The sequence below is a fragment of the Pseudomonas sp. DF11 genome, from assembly GCF_058148565.1.
This window is the reverse complement of the sequence record NZ_JBYVYN010000011.1, coordinates 18,595-32,301: the sequence shown is the minus strand read 5'-3', so window position 1 is coordinate 32,301 and position 13,707 is coordinate 18,595. Positions and strand designations below refer to the sequence as shown.

At 50.8% G+C, this 13,707-nt stretch carries 21 protein-coding genes and 1 pseudogene; 15 read left to right on the top strand and 7 right to left on the bottom strand.

Annotated elements, in window-relative coordinates; all coding sequences use genetic code 11:
* Positions 1-7: 7 nt before the first annotated feature.
* Positions 8-406, top strand: a complete 399-nt coding sequence (locus tag AC30D9_RS25765) for a hypothetical protein (RefSeq protein ID WP_210643377.1) — start codon at positions 8-10, stop codon at positions 404-406.
* Here the strand turns inward: AC30D9_RS25765 and AC30D9_RS25760 are convergent.
* On the bottom strand, positions 395-958 hold the full coding sequence (locus tag AC30D9_RS25760; protein ID WP_490145125.1) for an RNA 2'-phosphotransferase: 564 nt from the start codon (positions 956-958) through the stop codon (positions 395-397). The genes AC30D9_RS25765 and AC30D9_RS25760 overlap by 12 nt on opposite strands.
* Positions 959-1,737: 779 nt before the next feature.
* Between AC30D9_RS25760 and AC30D9_RS25755 the strand changes: the two genes are divergently transcribed.
* The 12 genes from AC30D9_RS25755 to AC30D9_RS25700 all read left to right on the top strand — a co-directional run bounded on the left by AC30D9_RS25755 (position 1,738) and on the right by AC30D9_RS25700 (position 7,854).
* On the top strand, positions 1,738-2,292 hold the full coding sequence (locus AC30D9_RS25755) for a hypothetical protein (RefSeq protein ID WP_490145124.1): 555 nt from the start codon (positions 1,738-1,740) through the stop codon (positions 2,290-2,292).
* 308 nt (positions 2,293-2,600) lie between these two features.
* Positions 2,601-2,969, top strand: a complete 369-nt coding sequence (cdiI, locus tag AC30D9_RS25750) for a ribonuclease toxin immunity protein CdiI (protein WP_490145123.1) — start codon at positions 2,601-2,603, stop codon at positions 2,967-2,969.
* A 94-nt stretch (positions 2,970-3,063) separates the two neighbouring features.
* Complete coding sequence (locus tag AC30D9_RS25745) at positions 3,064-3,765, top strand: transposase (protein ID WP_419418194.1); 702 nt, start codon at positions 3,064-3,066, stop codon at positions 3,763-3,765.
* Entirely contained in the window at positions 3,752-4,027 is a 276-nt protein-coding gene (locus AC30D9_RS25740) for a polymorphic toxin type 50 domain-containing protein (protein WP_490145155.1), read from the top strand. The genes AC30D9_RS25745 and AC30D9_RS25740 overlap by 14 nt, the downstream gene beginning before the upstream one ends.
* A 1-nt stretch (position 4,028) precedes the next feature.
* A complete protein-coding gene (locus AC30D9_RS25735) occupies positions 4,029-4,349 on the top strand; it encodes a MafI2 family immunity protein (RefSeq protein ID WP_210643370.1) in 321 nt (106 codons plus the stop codon).
* 276 nt (positions 4,350-4,625) lie between these two features.
* Positions 4,626-5,081 carry a hypothetical protein gene (locus AC30D9_RS25730; protein WP_490145122.1) on the top strand — a complete coding sequence of 152 codons (456 nt, stop codon included), beginning with the start codon at positions 4,626-4,628 and terminating at the stop codon, positions 5,079-5,081.
* A gap of 152 nt (positions 5,082-5,233) precedes the next feature.
* A complete protein-coding gene (locus tag AC30D9_RS25725) occupies positions 5,234-5,455 on the top strand; it encodes a DUF6883 domain-containing protein (RefSeq protein WP_490145154.1) in 222 nt (73 codons plus the stop codon).
* A 147-nt stretch (positions 5,456-5,602) separates the two neighbouring features.
* A complete protein-coding gene (locus AC30D9_RS25720) occupies positions 5,603-6,034 on the top strand; it encodes a hypothetical protein (RefSeq protein ID WP_490145121.1) in 432 nt (143 codons plus the stop codon).
* Between the two features lie 185 nt (positions 6,035-6,219).
* On the top strand, positions 6,220-6,480 hold the full coding sequence (locus AC30D9_RS25715; RefSeq protein WP_490145153.1) for a polymorphic toxin type 50 domain-containing protein: 261 nt from the start codon (positions 6,220-6,222) through the stop codon (positions 6,478-6,480).
* Positions 6,477-6,788 (top strand): MafI2 family immunity protein, encoded by a 312-nt coding sequence (locus tag AC30D9_RS25710; RefSeq protein ID WP_080396596.1) that lies wholly within the window; start codon positions 6,477-6,479, stop codon positions 6,786-6,788. The genes AC30D9_RS25715 and AC30D9_RS25710 overlap by 4 nt, the downstream gene beginning before the upstream one ends.
* A gap of 273 nt (positions 6,789-7,061) precedes the next feature.
* A complete protein-coding gene (locus tag AC30D9_RS25705; protein WP_490145120.1) occupies positions 7,062-7,454 on the top strand; it encodes a hypothetical protein in 393 nt (130 codons plus the stop codon).
* A gap of 136 nt (positions 7,455-7,590) precedes the next feature.
* Positions 7,591-7,854 carry a hypothetical protein gene (locus AC30D9_RS25700; RefSeq protein ID WP_305489011.1) on the top strand — a complete coding sequence of 88 codons (264 nt, stop codon included), beginning with the start codon at positions 7,591-7,593 and terminating at the stop codon, positions 7,852-7,854.
* Positions 7,855-7,882: 28 nt separating this feature from the next.
* Here AC30D9_RS25700 and AC30D9_RS25695 read toward each other — a convergent pair.
* The 3 genes and pseudogenes from AC30D9_RS25695 to AC30D9_RS25685 form a co-directional block, all read right to left on the bottom strand.
* Positions 7,883-8,023: pseudogene (locus AC30D9_RS25695) on the bottom strand (helix-turn-helix domain-containing protein); the annotation flags it as partial.
* Positions 8,024-8,076: 53 nt separating this feature from the next.
* Positions 8,077-8,349, bottom strand: coding sequence for a hypothetical protein (locus AC30D9_RS25690; RefSeq protein ID WP_265072814.1), 273 nt, complete (start codon positions 8,347-8,349; stop codon positions 8,077-8,079).
* Positions 8,350-8,769: 420 nt separating this feature from the next.
* On the bottom strand, positions 8,770-9,501 hold the full coding sequence (locus AC30D9_RS25685; protein WP_490145119.1) for a DUF899 domain-containing protein: 732 nt from the start codon (positions 9,499-9,501) through the stop codon (positions 8,770-8,772).
* A gap of 184 nt (positions 9,502-9,685) precedes the next feature.
* Here AC30D9_RS25685 and AC30D9_RS25680 point away from each other — a divergent pair, with 184 nt between their 5' ends.
* A complete protein-coding gene (locus AC30D9_RS25680) occupies positions 9,686-10,078 on the top strand; it encodes a transcriptional regulator (RefSeq protein WP_490145118.1) in 393 nt (130 codons plus the stop codon).
* Between the two features lie 142 nt (positions 10,079-10,220).
* Here the strand turns inward: AC30D9_RS25680 and AC30D9_RS25675 are convergent, their stop codons facing one another.
* The 3 genes from AC30D9_RS25675 to AC30D9_RS25665 all read right to left on the bottom strand — a co-directional run bounded on the left by AC30D9_RS25675 (position 10,221) and on the right by AC30D9_RS25665 (position 12,268).
* Positions 10,221-11,087 (bottom strand): DUF6279 family lipoprotein, encoded by an 867-nt coding sequence (locus tag AC30D9_RS25675; protein WP_490145117.1) that lies wholly within the window; start codon positions 11,085-11,087, stop codon positions 10,221-10,223.
* An 81-nt stretch (positions 11,088-11,168) separates the two neighbouring features.
* A complete protein-coding gene (locus AC30D9_RS25670; protein WP_134923259.1) occupies positions 11,169-11,885 on the bottom strand; it encodes a TorF family putative porin in 717 nt (238 codons plus the stop codon).
* A gap of 194 nt (positions 11,886-12,079) precedes the next feature.
* On the bottom strand, positions 12,080-12,268 hold the full coding sequence (locus AC30D9_RS25665; protein ID WP_025212437.1) for a PFL_1563 family small protein: 189 nt from the start codon (positions 12,266-12,268) through the stop codon (positions 12,080-12,082).
* A 339-nt stretch (positions 12,269-12,607) separates the two neighbouring features.
* Here AC30D9_RS25665 and AC30D9_RS25660 point away from each other — a divergent pair, with 339 nt between their 5' ends.
* Positions 12,608-13,444 carry a CvfB family protein gene (locus tag AC30D9_RS25660; protein ID WP_109755810.1) on the top strand — a complete coding sequence of 279 codons (837 nt, stop codon included), beginning with the start codon at positions 12,608-12,610 and terminating at the stop codon, positions 13,442-13,444.
* Positions 13,445-13,707 lie beyond the last annotated feature (263 nt).

Sequence of the window (13,707 nt, the reverse complement as noted above, 5' to 3'; positions counted from 1 at the left end):
TGAATAAATGAATTTGTCCGGGCCAAAACAAATTTTAGATATGGATTGTTTTTTGCCTCTTGAAGGTGAGGAGAGGGTCGATATCATTTATTCGGGTGGAGACTTGAATGTAGAAGTGTTCTATGAGCGGGAAGGTTGTGCTCTTGAAATGAAAGCGAGCATTCGCTTTCTACGAGCTAAATATTTTATTAAAACACCATTTCCGGGTATTAGTTTTTTTAACTGTCAGGGGGATCGAGAAATATCGTTATTGAATTCTGTGGTGGAGTACGAATATTCAGATATGCTGGAAATGGAGCGTAAGAGATCGGGGTTTACTGATTACAGGCACTATCGATTATTTTTCCATTCAGTAGGTGAGGCGATACATGTAATTGCCAAATCCATTGAGGTTTCAAAGGAGTAGGGATGCGTCTAAATCCAACTTGGAGGCGGGTATGCTATTTGTAAGCCAAACGCCATTATCTGCTTGATAAAATTTAAAGCCCTCTTGGTGCATTTTAAGAGCTTCAATTTTTAGTACCACGGGCTTTCCATGGCGCCGTCCCACTGTAATGGCCGTTGATATATCTTGGGATAGATGCACATGGTGACGTGAGCCAGCGATCAAGCCAAACTGTCGAATTGAATCTATAAAGCGCGTAGCGGTACCATGGTAGAGAAACTCTGGCGGCTCCTTTTCAACGTGCTGAATGCTTACGCAATCTATCGTGTGGCCTTGGGCTGCTCGGATATAGCAACCATCATCCGAGATATTGAAGCGCTGCTTATCACTACTACTGATAACTGCTGATATGAGTTCGTGGCTTAAAATTTTCCCATTTGTTACGGCTTTTTCAATTAAAGAGTCAATTTCTACCCAGCCTTCTGCGCTCAATTGAATTCCAATGGCCTGAGGTTCATGGCGCAGGACATAGCTCATAAATTTGCTAATTTCAGTGAGTTGCTTGCTGTTCATTATGTTGGTCGCATGTTGGTAATATTAATTGTCGTATAGTATATCGAAAAAACTATAACATCTGCGAGAAAAATGTGGGGCACGGCAAAAAATGGAATTTGTTTTTAAACCCTTTGCTACGCTCAAAGCTTTCACGGATGAGTCATCCGCACCAACGTTGTGCAACGTGGCCAAGAGCGGCGAGGTCAGGGTAGACGGAGGATTGATTTGAGAAAATAAATCTGTCCCCTTTTCACTAAAATATTTAACCCTGGTAGGCCATAATGAAAAGATCAGATTTTATAGCTTGTGAACGATGTGGGGGGGAATTGAAAATTTTCGAAGAGGCTAGCGCGCAAGGGTTGGTGTGTGCTAGTTGCGGCTGGTCGGTAGTGACGACACATATTCCCGATATTAAGGTTGATGAGACGAAGTATGAGGTTTACTGTAGCGGCGACTATAAAAATGAGGTCCATATTAGAGCTGTATCTGAGGTGGTGGGTTGTAATTTTTTAATGGCTAGAAAGACATTGGAGCATGGTCGTTCTCTCGTGTTTGTCGGACAGGCAGAGGAGGTCTTGCGAGTTCGAAATACTCTTGCTTCGGCTGGGCTGGTCTGCGTCATTTCACCTGATTTTAATTGGGGGTAGGTGGGGATGTTTGGGAGTATAGGTTTGGTCTGGAACAATGTGACGTAGATAAGGGTGATTGTTTATAGAGGGTAGGAGATATGTCTCCGTTCTCCTAGGCCGGCTCGTCGAACAGTTATGAGGTCATCTGACCATGCGAATGGAGTGTTTATGAGTAAACTTTCACTGATGGTGTTGACCCTGATCCTGACGTTACCAGGCTGTAAATCCAACGTCAGAGACTCTTCTCCGAGCCTGCTCAACGAAGGAATCCAACTACACCAGAAGAAGGTGACCGTCGATGCCCAGCACGCCAAAGTCATCATGAAAGCATCGGGAGCCACCTATCCGGTGGATTTTTCGATCAGGCGCGCAGCCGATCCTGACCAGCGCATGGACGTTCAGGGAACCGTAGCGGATACCGGCCGGGGCAAGGTGTTTGGCTGGATTGCCAAGGTCAACGAAACGGTCCACAGCGCTACCTTGAAACACTTTCCGCAGTTGGAAGTACAAGCTGACCCTGATCAGCCGTTTGAGGTGTCGGGTTACGCCAGCGGCGAGAGCATCGGGACTGGGTACCGCTGTGGTCCGATCAGAAGCACTTTTACACCGGAGCGAAGCAAGGTTTATCTGGTGGAGTTTCAGTTTGTGGGGGATCGTTGTGAACAGCATGTCTACGATGTTACCCAGCCACAGGGGCGTATTCCTGTCGCAAGTTTGCCTTAGCACCTGAATCGAATGGGCGATCCAAGATCGCTCATTTTCCATTTGTTCCGCAGCTTGCGCCAGCAACCGTCTCCCAACCTCATCGCACCCGAAAAAGGGGACAGATTTATTTTCTCTTTTGCTACGCTGAAAGCTTCCACGGACGGATGAGTCATCCGCACCACGTTGTGCAACGTGACCAAGAGCGGCGAGGTCAGGGTAGGCGGAGGATTGATTTGAGAAAATAAATCTGTCCCCTTTTCCCTATCTTAGATCCTACTACAGGCACAGTACGTAATTTTCACCCAAGATGAGTATAGGAGTGTGTCTTGAATGAGTTATTTGGGCAGTCTTATGATCCTTTAGATCCATACTGGATTATAAAGGCTTATTTTGACGTTTTGCATGACGATGGCCTGTTTGTTAAAGCGATAGGGTGTCTTGTTAAGCGATGGGGGTTTGGTACAGATGGTGCCCACTGTGATTTTCCAGATATGAACAGTTATTTTCAGGAAGATCACTTTGAAGGCGTGAGATTTTCGTACGGGTATCTTTCGGATGAAGATAACTCAGTAATTGTGAGTGAGGATGTTTTTTGTGAATGGTTAAAACTTGCTTGTGATAAATTTTTGGAGCGTTGTCCCGAAAGGTCGCAGGAGATTAGTGAGTTGTTAGCGAGTTCGCTTTTTTTAAAGTGAGCAGCGGTGTTGGGAGCTAACATGGGAAAAAGGGGACAGATTTATTTTTTGATTCTTTGCTACGCTGAAAGCTTCCACGGAGGAGAAGTCAAATATGCCCAGGATGGGACGTATTGTTTTACCGAATTACCCACACCATATCGTACAACGCGGTCATAACCGTCAGGTGGTGTTTGCAGTCGCCGATGATTATCAGCGCTACCTCGCGGATCTGCGTGAGCTTAAGGATGCATTTGGCGTAAAAGTCTACGCCTATTGTCTGATGACCAATCATGTTCATCTGTTGCTAGCTCCGGGGGAATCGGTCGCGGGGTTGGGCCAGTTGATGAAGGCTCTAGCGGCACGTGCGACGCGCTACCGCAATCGGTTGGAGGGGCGTTCGGGCACTTTATGGGAAAGCCGTTACAAATCCAGCGTGGTGCAGTCGGATTCTTACTTGCTTGCCTGTAGTCGTTACATTGAATTGAATCCTGTACGGGCTCGTATGGTGGCTGATGCTGCGGATTACCCATGGTCGAGCTATCGAATCCGGGTAGGTGAGGTGCCAGATGGCCGTTGGCTGGACGCTGATCCATGCTTTGTTGCTCTGGGTAATACAGCTGCGGAGCGTTGTCGTCGGTATGAGGCGTTCGTACGCCAAGCCGTTCCGGCGGATGAGATCAGGTTAATTCGCGATGCTTTGCAGCGAGGTCAGTTGACGGGGACGAGCCGTTTCGTGGATGAGGTAGAGCGGATTGTTGGTGTACGAATAGAACAACGAGGACAGGGCCGGCCGAGCGGGAATTTGGGAAAATAAATCTGTCCCCTTTTTCGTCAAAGGTCACAATAATTTTGAGGAAGGGCGTAGTTATTTTAACGATGGCGTCGACCCAACGGAGCTTTTGGGAGGCGTTCACAGCGGTAAATATCCTGTTGTTGGCGCTGGGGCTCGTGGTAACCCAATTGTGGATTTTGGAAGGCCAATTGGGGTAGACGGACGCACAGGCCAGTCAGTTACCAGAGGGCAGATTCACTATGGGAAAAATGGTGCCCACATTGTTCCAGATGCGAGGAATTGAGATGCTATTTACTGCACAGTTACCCGATTGGCTCGTCGCATGTTTTCGGATTGCGCTCCTTGGCGAAATCTACCCTGATATTAGAGCTATTGCTGTCGGATACAATGAAAATGGTTCGGTTTTGATTCGATATTATCTTGACCGTGAACCTACAGAGTTTGATCTGGAAAGTTTGGAGGTTGTAGCTACAAATCTTGATGCAATGGGAGGGAAAAAACAGGCTATCAGTAGAATTGATATCGAATGCATTTGCGCGGAAGGCTCTAAGCGAGAGTTAGATCCGCTTAGTGGTTTTATATACTCTAGGCGAGAGTATAGTTGAGTTTTCTACGAAAAAGGGGACAGATTTATTTTCTCTTTTGCTACGCTGAAAGCTTCCACGGACGGATGAGTCATCCGCACCACGTTGTGCAACGTGACCAAGAGCGGCGAGGTCAGGGTAGGCGGAGGATTGATTTGAGAAAATAAATCTGTCCCCTTTCTCCTGTCCCCTTTCTCCTTTGTCCTCTAACCCAGTTCCTAAGGGCGACTGGGAGAAACATATTAAGGGAATGAACCCTGATGGGATCACCATTTCTAATAAGCTAAAGGGGCTAAAATGACTGTGCATAAGATTACGGCGCCTGAGGGGGACTTATTAAATGTGCTCTATGAGGTCAGCCCGCTGGAGTGGCGGAAATATCAACAGCGGTACCCAGAGATTCGGGTCGCAAATCGTTTTCAGAAAGTAGACCGCAGTGGATATCCACCCTATATTTCATTTAGATTTGTAGTTGAGAGTGACGTGGTTATAGCGAAACTGAGGTTGGCAGTAGAGAGCTATCTCGGGAAAGTTTCTTGGAGTTTGATTGAACATAAGAGAGAGGGATTGTCAGGAAGAAACTGGACAATAAAGCCACGCCGAGTCATAGATATTGGCGAGGAAGCTTTAAAGCTGGGGCTAGCCCCGGATGAGTATTTTGCCGAATATGAACCGAAGTTTGGGGTAACCGCTTACGACGATTTGGTAGGCCTAACAGAGCATATTCGACAAGTTTTTAGTGAGGATGGATGATTTTAAAAAAGGATGAAACGGGAGCAGACCACGTTTTCTGTGATGGATCCCTCAGGGACAGACCACGTTATCTGTGCAGTTTTTTAGATAGAAAACGTGGTCTGTCCCTTAGGGACTACTCCGTGTACTCCGTTAGCTGGTCCAACGGATAGCTGGAAAAAAACACTCACGCAGAGGCTGTAATTCAGACCCAAGCATCGGGTCGGTTAGCTAATGCAGAAAAGGCAGTTATTGACCCGACTAAAATAACATCTTATGCGTTAAACTCGGAGCATCCAGTTGGAGGCAATAAAGCAAAAGTCTTTGAATCAGCTTTGGGCTACAATCAAAGAGCGAAAAAGGGGACAGATTTATTTTCTCTTTTGCTACGCTGAAAGCTTCCACGGACGGATGAGTCATCCGCACCACGTTGTGCAACGTGACCAAGAGCGGCGAGGTCAGGGTAGGCGGAGGATTGATTTGAGAAAATAAATCTGTCCCCTTTTCCACGAGAACTGCACAAATATTTTTGGAGCGGAATAATGGAAATGGATGATGAGTTTTTGGAAGTCAATGATTTGGATTGGTTTGCTTCGTATAAAGATGGGTTTCTTGCGCATTTTGCGACTGGAGGAAAGGGGGACGTTCCGCAGTCAATAAGAGAGTCGCTTTCTAAGTATGAGTTGATATATGAGTATTTTTATTCGTTAAAAGAGTGTTTTGAGGTTGAGGTGGTCGAAGAGAATCTCCCCGTATTCAACTCTGAAGTTCAGCGGAATAGATACTTGCAGTCGTTTGTTTCTATGGCGAAAAAAGGGCTGTTTAGTCACGATTTTAGTGGGGGTGAGTACAAGTTGGTCGTCAAACCCAAAAGTGGTAAAAAGAGATCTGAACTACCAGCAGGAATTTTAAATGTTATCTACGTGCTGTCGGTAGGCTCTAGTGAGAGTGTGAAAAATATTAGCGATTGTTAATGTTAAGAGAGTAAAAAGGGGACACCCATTAGCGGCTCTCAAGTCAAGGCTAAAAGCCAACTCGCCCTGCAGCTTTTAACTGTAGGGTTCCCCTTTATCTCAATCTGCTGGTTGAACCCGTCGAAATATACGGGGACAGACCACGATTAGGGGGGGCGGCAGCAGTCTAGTATTTTAATAGTGGTCTGTCCCCGAATTTTTTTATTCCCGGACGCAGTTATTTTGATGAGGGTGTGGATCCTCAAAAACTGTTGAATGGTGCTCATGCAGGAGAGTTTTCTGTCGTAGGTTATGGTTCCCGAGGTCAGCCAATAGTTGATTTTGGTCAAAACATTGGTGTTGATGGCTCCTCTGGTTTGGCGACGAGATATGGAACAATACATTCAGGCAAGAACGGAGCGCATATTGTTCCGACAAACCCTGCTACTGTTGGAGCGGAGCCATGAAAGTTTTACCTGATTGGTTGGTTTTGTGTGTTTGGCGCGCTCTGATTGGTGAGATATATCCTGCAATAAGAGCGATCGCTCTTTCTCTAGCGGATGATCGGACGTTGCTTATTTGCTACTACCTTGACAGGCAACCTACAGACTTTGACTGGGAAAGCTTAGAGGTTGTTGCTACAAATATTTCAGCCTCAATTGGTCAAGACAAAATTCTTCGCATAGATTTGGAATGCAAGTTTGAGTCGGATCCGATTGGAAGACTTGAGTGCTTGGGAGGTTTTGTCTACTGTCGTCGAGAGTATGATTTGTAGGCGCAAAAGCAACATCGATTGAAGTGAAAAAGGGGACAGATTTATTTTTTGATTCTTTGCTACGCTGAAAAACTCCACGGACGGATAAGTCATCCGCACCACGTTGTACAACGTGGCCAAGAGCGGCGAGGTCAGGGTAGGCGGAGGATTGATTTGAGAAAATAAATCTGTCCCCTTTTGTCTCCCCTTTTGTCTTTGAATAAATTCTATTGACAAGCTGAAACGGTTGTTTGTTATGAAGGGTGACGACAAACGGATTATTGAGGTCCAGCAATGACGATCACTATGTTCATGGAAATTGAGACTGGAGCCACGCTGGAAACTATCCGGCATATTGTGCAGGACGTCGCCAGTGCTGTAACGGTGGAGAAAAACTCGTTAGAAGGCTATTTTTCCGATTCGAACAGCTTTTTTTATTTTGAATTGGTTGAGCCGCCTACTACCGTGTCGGCTGAGGGCTGGGTTGTGGATTGGCTTGTCGGTGTTATGGGGGCATTTCATTGCCCCCTGCATGAACTGGAGCAGAGTTGGCGCGAGATTAGACATGTCATGGAGGAATTATCCTTGAGATCTTCAGTGCGCTTTGTGCTTTCTTTTCAATACGATAGCGTCTATGCGTTCAATGAGGGGGACGGTATGGTGTATAAAAAAAGTATGGTCGTCTAATGGACGCGAAAAAAAAAGGGGACAGATTCTGGGGAAAGAGGATAGATTTGAATGGCACTTACTTAACATGTTTAGCGTGCCAATTTTAGCAGTCCCCTTTTTAGCACCTTTTCGCTTCCAAAGTGATGGAGGGACTATGGTCAACGACGGTTTGGTTGAGCGGTTTATCGTTCAAGAATTAAGTCCCCATGTTCGCAAGGTTTTAAGGGAGGCTCTTCAGCAAAGAGCTGGCTCCGATAAAATTCTAGCTAGGCAGTGTGAATTTAATTGCTTTGATATTGAATTTGATTTTTTAAAAGATGTGGTTGTCGTTCAAGATGTTCTTGGCTCAGGGGAAGAGAGTAGTGTGGAAATGCCGATTTCAGACTTTGTTATTCTCTGTGGTCTGAATGAGCGTTAAGGGGCTGTGCGCTATTAATAATGTGCTTCCTGGCGCGTGCGACCACTTCCATTGCTTTGGCGATATAGTTTGCATCACCGGTTTCCAGGGCATCTCTCATAAATTCCTCAATGGCCTCTGGAGTGCTGAGGTATTCCGCGGGGTCAAACTCTGTAAAAGTCTCAATCATTTTGTACTTTCCATGTTTGTGAAAACGGACGACCCAGAGGTCGCCCGTTTTCATTATTCAGCTGCCTGTGCCCGCAACCGCCTCCCAATCACGTCCATCACATCACACCCATCACGCAACGCTATTGTCAGCATCTTGCAAAAGTCTGAAAGCACCACCGTATCGGAGCTGATATCCGAACGGAACGCGATATTTTCCAGTAACTGGGTCACCGTGCGGATGCGGTAGTCGGCGGTTTCGAAGAGGACGTCCAGCGGAGCTTCGGTATCGATGAGCAACGTTGCGGGGACGCAGTCGATGCCAGTGATGGGCATGTAACGATTCATTTTGAAGATCTCTGTTTGATGGGCTGAAAGCCATCACTCAGTCGTCGCCAAACGATTGGGTGGTAGCTGTGCGCAGGTTGGCGAACCGGTTACAGAGAAAACCGGCAGATCCGAAGATCTCCCGCGCACAGCCGCCGTGGAATATAGCGGCTTTGCGGGTGCGTCGGTACCTGCAATCAGCCGGTAGCGTTCGCATTCTCTGTAATCGAGTCGCCAAACCCGAATCGCCTTTTTGGGCGACGAGGGACTATAGGGCGATCCGCTCTTGAGCTACAAGACACCGCTTTCCGAGCTTCATGTAGGACCTTTGGCCTGGCAGTTGTCGGCTTTGGTTCAGGCAAAGCAGGCGACTGCTGCGCAGTCGAGCGGGAGCAAGCTCCCTCGCCACGGGGATCGCGCTCGACTGGGCGGGTTGGCGCATCAGCTGTGACAGCAGCTATGGGGCTTGGCCTCTTCATACTTATCATGATGCCGCACCCAGTCCATGATTTCGTCTTCGTTGCGGCCCTTGGGCGTCAGGTCGAGGTAGTTGTAGGTGCCGACCAATATGTCCAGGCCACGGGCATAGGTGGAGTAGGTGTGGAAGATGTCGCCGGCTGCATTGCGATAGAAGACGCTCAGGCCGGGGAGTTCACCTTCGGTGGTGTCGGTTTTTTCGTAGTTGTAGGTGGCTTTTCCGGTGGCGGTGTCTTCGGTTTTGAAGCTGACGCCGAAGTCGTAGTTGAAGTCGCAGCCGTTGGACGAGACCCAGTCGAAGGCCCAACCCATGCGGCGTTTGAAGGCTTGGAATTCGGCGAACGGGGCGCGGGAGACGGCCACCACGGCCACGTCATGGTGGGCCAGGTGTTGGTTGGCGCCGTCGATGTGGTCGGACAGGAACGAGCAGCCTTGGCAGCCTTCGGTCCAGCCGGGGCCGAACATGAAGTGGTAGACGATCAGTTGGCTGCGACCGCCGAACAGGTCGGCCAGGCTCAGTTCGCCGTGGGGGCCTTGGAAGCGATAGGGTTTGTCGATTTTTACCCAGGGTAGGGCGCGGCGTTCGGCGCTGAGTTTGTCCCGTTCGCGAGTGAAGGCTTTTTCGTGGGCCAGGTGTTGGCGGCGGGCGGCGAGCCATTCTTCCCGCGAGACGACTGGATGATTCTCTACGTTCATGGTGATTTCTCCTGTGGCTGAGCTGCGAAATCGGCTTTCAACAGGTGGTCGTTCGGCCTTGGAAGAATTCGACAGGCCGTTGGTCGGCTCAAGGCGGAGACCGCCCGGAAACCCGGCTGAACGGCGACGCAGCGCCTCGGTCACACCTTAAGTAGGCATCTCACTCTTTGGAGGATGGACCAGGATGACGACTTATAACTGGGACTTGATCGAACGGTTGTTGCACGAAGTGCAAAACGGCGCCGGCCACAGCTTTACCCCTCGGCCTTATGCGGAGCAGTACGCGGCGGAGAAAGCAGCCGCAGGCGAGCCGATCGAGAACCTCGATCATCTGAAAGCGATCGCCGGGGAGTACGAAAAGCTGCTGTTGGAGCGTAACTATATCGAGCCTCGGCCGGAGGAAGAGGGCGGTAATGGCGAGAACTTTGTGCTGACCCCCCGTGGCTCGCGCTTGTTGAGCCTGATCGACAGCAGCATTCCGGGCAATGATCATCCGCGCCAGGTGTTGGATGAGCAGGAAGATGCGCTGGATGAGTTTACCTTTGATGATTTGGCTTCGAAGGCGCAGATTGCCTGACAGGTCTGCATCGATTCCTGATGTGGGAGCGAGCCTGCTCGCGATAGCGGCCTGACAGTCATAGATAAGTTGCCTGTCGGAATGCTATCGCGAGCAGGCTCGCTCCCACATAGGATCTCTGTGTTTTCAAGTTCGTGCTTATTCAGCTTTGTGCCGCTTTCAGGCACTTCAAATCACTGAAATCCTTTTTCACCCCGTCGATTTTCTTCAGCAGCCGTTCGCGCTGGGCCGGAGTGCTTTCGGCCATCAGGTCCACCAGCAGGCTGCGGGCCTGGGCTTCTGTTTTGCTGAAGGCCTCGCGGTAGGCGGGGGTCCAGAGGCTTTCGCGGTTGACCAGCAGTTGCTCGATGCGTTTGGGGAAGTCGGGGCTGTGGCGTTGGGCCACGGCTTCGCTGAACTGGTTTTGCCAGTGGGCGCGGTTGGCGATCCATTGCTGGTTCTGGTCGCCCAGGGCGGTGGACCAGGCCATTACCCGTTGGCGCTGGGCGTCGTTGAGCGGGCCAAGCCAGTCGTCCAGGCGTTTGATCATGCGTTCGCTGCGCTCCTGGATCTGTTCCTGCAACGTCGGCTTGAGGTATTGCTGCTGGCGTTTGCGCTGGTCCTTGACGAAGGCCGCGTCCATGTCGTCGACCTGGTCGTCGCTCAAGCCTTGCAGCAGTTCGATGGCCGAGGGGGTGATTTCCCGGGCGGTCTCGGCGATGGCGGCCTTGGCTTCCCGGGTGCGCTGTTGCAGCGCTTCGTCGGTCACCTGGTCGGTTTGCACCATGGTCTTGAGGCGGTCCAGCCAGTCGAGGTAGCCGGGCAGTTGTGTGGTGCAATGCCAGCTCAGGTGCTCCTTGAGGCGCTCGTTGAACCAATCCTTTTTCTCGCCGTTGATCTCCAGGTAGTCGTTGAGGGTCCAGGGAATTATCAGGTCGAGGTTACGGTAGGCCAGGCCTATTCGGGTGCAGGCGGTAAGCGTCAGCAGCAGGGCGATGAACATGGCAGTGCGAGTCAACCAGCGCGACATGAGCGAGTCCTTGCGAAGGCGTAGGTGCTTTGTTTGAGCATGGCAGGCGCGCGGCAGTTCAGCCGATCGAATAAGTAACGTTTAGTAAAAAGGATGGGCCATCTTGAGGGTCAGCAGGCCGTCGCACTCGCTGTTGTGGCCGGAGTAGGCCGAGCAACGGCTGCCGCTGAGGCTTGAGTCGCTGTAGATCAGGTCCAGGTCGATGCCTTTCCAGGGACGGGAAATTTTCAATGACCAGTCGCTGAAACTGCCTACATAGCCGTTCTCGACCGAGACCGGTGTATTGAGCTGGTGGGTGGTGTATTTGGCGCTGATGCCAATGCCGAACGGCACGTTGCCGCCCAGGTCGGCAAACAGCGTGCTGTTCTGTTTGTCTGGATCGTTGCTCAGGGCCGCGCCGAAACGGCTGCCGAGCACGGTCAGGCCGCCGTAGAACTCCTGGCTATCGAGGGTATCGGCGGTGGGATAACTGTAGTGGATCAGGCCGACCTCGTAGCCCAGGGTCTGGTCGAAGGGTTGTTTAAAGCCCATGTAGGAATCGACTTCCAGTTCGGTGGAAGGTGTGAGGCCGGCGCTGGGTGACCATTGGCCGACGTACCAGCCGCTGTCGTGGCTCAGGTCCAGGCCGCCATGAAACGAACCGGTGCTCGACGGCGTGACCAAACCTTCGGCCATGCTGCGGCTGGGGGTGGTGCCGAGTTTGAGGTCGAAGTCGCCGAGTTCGCGTTGGAACACCTGCCCCTGTGCGAGGGAACATGTCAGTAGGCTGATCATCAGCAGAACAATAGAGCTGCGCATGCTTCCTCCATGAATAGCGAGAAGCAGGATCGGTATTAAGCTGAAACGCTTGAGCTAGAGAGGTGAAAGCATACCGGCGAATGCTCGGCAGCGAAGGCCGTTCGTCGATTCATGGGAAATGGGTGGAGCGGGGGGAAGGTTCCAGTCCAAGCGCTTCGAAGTTCAAAGCGCTTTGGGACCAAGTGACGCGCAGGTTACTTCTTGCCCAGGCTGATCTGCTTGGACGGGCCGAATGTCTGGCCGCTGACGCCTTTGGCAATTTGCTGGATCTCACCGCCGGACTTGAGGAACGCAGCGATCTGGTCGTTGATCGACTCGCTGGTTTCAACGGCTGGAGCTGGCTTCGATTTGCTGTTGGATGCTTTTACGCGCATGACGGCCATTAACCTGTAAATAATTAATTGGGCCAGGCATCGTACAGTAAATACTTGACAATTGCTTGGCAAATATCCTTCTCAATTATCGCTATCGTGACGGGAATAATGCGCGATTATCCTGCAATTATTGCCCTAAGCCTCTGTTTTAAATAACAACCGTGGAAAAAATAGAGCGCTGAGGGCGAGCGGTGCGCAGCGTCGCCGGCCTGACGAATGGCCGTTCCCTGGACGAAAACCCAGGAAAATCAAAGGTTGAGCCAGGCTCTGCCGGCAAACCTTGCTGGCGGCCACGAATCGCGCTGCAAAACCGGGTAGAATGCCGCCCACGCAATGAGGGTATTGGAAATGGCTTTAGTCGGGCGCTACAACAGTTTGCAAGTGGTTAAACACACTAACTTCGGTTTATATCTGGACGGCGGTGCGGACGGCGAAATCCTGCTGCCTAACCGATATATTCCCAAGGATATTCCCAGTGAAGATGAAGATTGGCTGAATGTTTTCATTTATCTGGACAGCGACGACAAACTGATCGCCACCACGGAAAAACCCAAAGTGCAGGTGGGTGAGTTTGCCAGCCTGAAAGTGGTTGAGGTCAACAGCATCGGCGTGTTTCTGGACTGGGGCCTGCCCAAGGATCTGCTGCTGCCGTATTCCGAAGAAAAGCGTCAGATGACCGCTGGCGAATACTGCGTGGTGCATGTCTACCTCGACAAGCACACCCGCCGCATCACCGCCACGGCGCGCCTGGATCGTTATCTGGACAAGACTCCGGCCAACTATACGCCAGGGCAGGAAGTGGATTTGCTGGTCGCCGAAGCCACCGACATGGGTTTCAAGGCGATCATCAACAACAAGCACTGGGGCCTGATCCACAAGAACGAAATCTTCAAGTTCATGCGCGCCGGCAAACAGGAAAAAGGCTTCATCAAGGAAATTCGCCCGGACGGCAAGATCAGCCTGAGCCTGCAGCCGGTGGGCCAGGAAGCCGCCACCAGCCTGAACGCCAAGATCCTCGCCAAGTTGCGCGAGAACAACGGCACGCTGGCAGTCAGCGACAAGAGCGACCCGGCGCTGATCAGCAGCCTGTTTGGCGTGAGCAAGGGCAACTTCAAGAAAGCCATTGGCGCGCTGTACAAGAATGGGCAGATTGTCATTCATGCTGATCGGATTGAATTGAGCTGATCTTCAGGCTGAACAATTTAGAACCTATGGTCAGGTCATTCTGTGGCGAGGGGATTTATCCCCGCTGGGCTGCGTAGCAGCCCCAATACAGTCAACTCAATCCATCCGGCATACCGAGATGCCTGGGTTTAGGGCCGCTTCGCGCCCCAGCGGGGATAAATCCCCTCACCACAGAAGCTGCGTCACCCTATGGCTGTATACAAAACCCTGCACTCTTAGCATGCACTCGCGCCCTGTTCGTGGGCGCATGTCTGCCCTCGCTC